The organism is Campylobacter sp. BCW_6877 (genome assembly GCF_001762445.1).
Lineage (GTDB): Bacteria > Campylobacterota > Campylobacteria > Campylobacterales > Campylobacteraceae > Campylobacter_D > Campylobacter_D jejuni.
The window spans coordinates 1,467-4,699 of sequence record NZ_MJWW01000062.1 but is presented as its reverse complement, the minus strand read 5'-3'; the positions used below and the strand labels follow the sequence as shown (position 1 = coordinate 4,699).

The 3,233-nt window shown below is 26.4% G+C and carries 2 protein-coding genes and 1 pseudogene; all 3 read right to left on the bottom strand.

Annotation, left to right across the window (positions count from 1 at the left end):
* On the bottom strand, positions 1–845 hold an 845-nt coding region (locus tag AJ936_RS09425; protein WP_148123992.1), incomplete at its 3' end, for a 6-hydroxymethylpterin diphosphokinase MptE-like protein.
* Between the two features lie 12 nt (positions 846–857).
* Positions 858–2,717 carry a motility associated factor glycosyltransferase family protein gene (locus AJ936_RS09420; RefSeq protein WP_079861669.1) on the bottom strand — a complete coding sequence of 620 codons (1,860 nt, stop codon included), beginning with the start codon at positions 2,715–2,717 and terminating at the stop codon, positions 858–860.
* Positions 2,714–3,233 (bottom strand): annotated as a pseudogene (locus AJ936_RS10655) (DUF115 domain-containing protein); the annotation flags it as partial. The gene AJ936_RS09420 and the pseudogene AJ936_RS10655, both read right to left, overlap by 4 nt.

Below are 3,233 nucleotides of genomic sequence, written 5' to 3'. Positions count from 1 at the left end.
ACATAATCAGGCTTAATATTATGCTTAGCTAAAATAGGATAAGAAGAATCTGCGCAAAAAATTGTAGCTTTATTAGCATATTTTTTTAACAAAGGAAGTTGTTTAGTAAGAGAGGGTCCTGTAGAAACAATGATAGTTGTATCACTTAAATTCTTTCTTTTAGAAAGTAATTCTTTATAACTAGGATGAGTGATCATTTGAGGAAGATTATAAACAAATTGCTCTATGCCTTGAAGAGCATCAAGGGGATCATTACCATGAGAAATAATAGAATCTTTAAAATGCTGCACTAGCTTTTTATTTAACTCCAAAACATCCTCATGAAATCTTTCATAATAATTACTCATCAGTTCTAAAAAATAAATTCTAGAAAATTGAAAGAAAGGTTTGTTAGAACAAAAATTAGAAAAAAATTCTATATTTAAAGAACTAGTTTCTAAAATCATCAATCTTGAATTTTGCAATTCATTTGAAAAATCTAAGATATGAAACATGACCCAAATGATTTCTATATCTTTTTCAAAAACAATAATATGTTGATGATTTTTATTTTGTAATAAAGCTTTAAATAAAATTCCATTTCCAAAACCATAAAAATACAATACAGGATAAAGTAGGTATTTATCATTATAAGTGTTTAGCATAGTGTTTAATTCATCAATAACATTTTCATAAAGAAAAGTATTATCACTTGTATCTTTTAGATTGATATCAAGATTATCTTTACCTAAGATAAGTTCAAATTTACTAGACTTGATTTCTTTTAAACTTTCTTTTAAAAGAATATTACCTAAAGCTTCAATGTTTTTATTAAAGAGTTCTTTTTGGGTAGGGGTGAAGGTCATTGGAAATCCTAATTATTTTTTGATTATATCGTCAAAATTCCAATTTTCTAAACTTTTTTCTATAGTTTGGTTTTGAGTGTCAAGGTATCCTAAACCTTGTATAAACCAATTGTGTTGTATTTTTAAAAAATCTATCAAATTTTCTTTTTGCTTGTTTGCATTTAAAACTTCAAATTTTAAAATTTCACATTCATTATGAAAATAAATTGCTCGAGTAAGTTCGTTAAAAAATTTGAGTTTTTTAAATTCTTTGAAAAGATTTAAGAGATTGTTTTTGATTTTTTCAAGAGTGTGAAAATCATCTTTGTTTTTTTCTAAAGTGTATCTGAGTTTTTGAAGTTGAGTTTGAGCTTTTTTGATAAATTCTTTGGATTCTAAAATATTTTTTTGGAGATATTTTTTTGTTTTTTCTAATTTTTCTTTGGCTTGTTTTTTATCTAAAATTTTTGGAAAATCAAAAGGTTTGTTTAAATCCTTATCAAGTAAATTCTCACAAACCCAAAGAAAAGGTTTTTCTATAGTTCCTTCTATCCTCGCTCCACCTTCGGTACAGTTGTAAGTGTTGATATGAAGTTTTTCTTTTGTCCAAAAAATATCTTTTTCAAACGCTTGACGAAATAAATTCCAAGTAAGTTGTGTTCTTACTTTGCCTTTTCCACCATAAGCTAAGGTATAGCTTTCCCCTCTGATTTCTTCACCTTGGCTGCCATGAATGTGTTCTTTAGGGTGAGAACTTCCATCTTCACTATAAGCAAGATCTTGTCCTATGAAAATAATATTTTCAAATCTTAAGGCCCCGGCTAATTCATAGATCATATTTGAAACGCTATGTCCTACTCCTAAATATCCGTATTCATTAAGTTTTAAACTCGCTGCAAAATTTAAAGGGCGATGTACAAGCATATAAGTTCTTTGATCTTTTTCTAAAAAATCTAATACTTCTTTGTGAACCACAGAAGCAAGTATGAAAAGTATGTCTTTGTTAAAATCGCCAAAATCATTATCAAAACATTTAGAAACTATATCATCACGTTCTAACATACAAACATAATCAGGCTTTATACCGTATTTTCCAAGGATAACATAAGCACTATCCGCACAAAAAATCGTAGCTTTATTAGCATACTTTTTTAATAAAGGAAGTTGTTTAATTAAACTTGGTCCTGTAGAAACAATGATAGCATTTTTAACTTTAGCTCTTCTTTCTTTAAGAAATTCTTGAAAAATTCCATGATTTAACATTTTAGGAAGATTATCTAAAGTATGTTTGATACCTACCAAAGAATCATGCGGATCATTGCCTTTGTTTAAAACAATAAAGCGTATCATTTCTATGAGTTGGGTGTTTGTATTTTGTATTTGTGTGTTTTGGAATTTTTGATAAAAATCGCTATGGATAAAAAGATTAAAAATTTTTACACTTTTTTGAATGACTTCATAGCTAAAAAGTGTGCTAAGTTGTGCAATATTTAGCGTTTGAGTGTGAAAAAGTATGAGTTTTTCATTTTTTAAGGCTTCACTAAAGTCAAATAAATAAAAAGCAAGGGCTAAAATTTCTAAATCATCTTCAAAAACAATAATATGTCGATGATTTTTATTTTCACATAAACTTTTATAAAGCATTCCATTTCCAAAACCATAAAAAAACAAAACAGGATATTTTGCGTATTCACTTTGAAAAAGGCTAAGATTTTCTAAAAGCTCTTGATTGGGATTTTGATAAAGTAAGATTTCATCTTTTGCAAAATTGATTCCATTTTCATTTTGAATAAGTTTCAAAGTTATATTTTTAAGTGATCTTAATTTATAAGCTAGAGTTTCATCAACTTCAAATAAAGCTTGAGTATTTTTTAAAAAAAGTTCTTCTCTCACCTTCTTACCCTTTCCATCCATTTATCTAATTTTATTTCTTTAAGTTTTTCTTCTAAAGGAAGTATATTTTTTATCAAAGCGCTTTCTTGTGCTTTGATATGTCCATAAACTAATTCCATAAATTCTAAATGTTCTTTTATCCAAAGAATACTTTTATTAAAAGCATCTTCTTTGGTTTTAGGATTTAAAACATAAATTCTAGCAAGATTAAGTTCAAATTGCGTCAGTAAAGGGCTTAAAATTTGCAATAAATTTTCTTGAGTATTATAAAGATTATCGATTTGAGTTTTAATTTTATCTATATCTTTAATGATTTCTTTGATAAGGGTTTCATTTTCTTGAGAATTTTGCAATACAATAAAAGAGTTTTTTATTTTATCATAGCTTTTAATAAATCTATCGTTAAAATCTCTACAATGTTTAATACTTTGATAAACTTTATAATAAGCCTTCAGTAAAAACTCATTTTGTTTATTTAAACTTAAAGGTTCTAATTTTTCAAAAGGTTTATCTAAA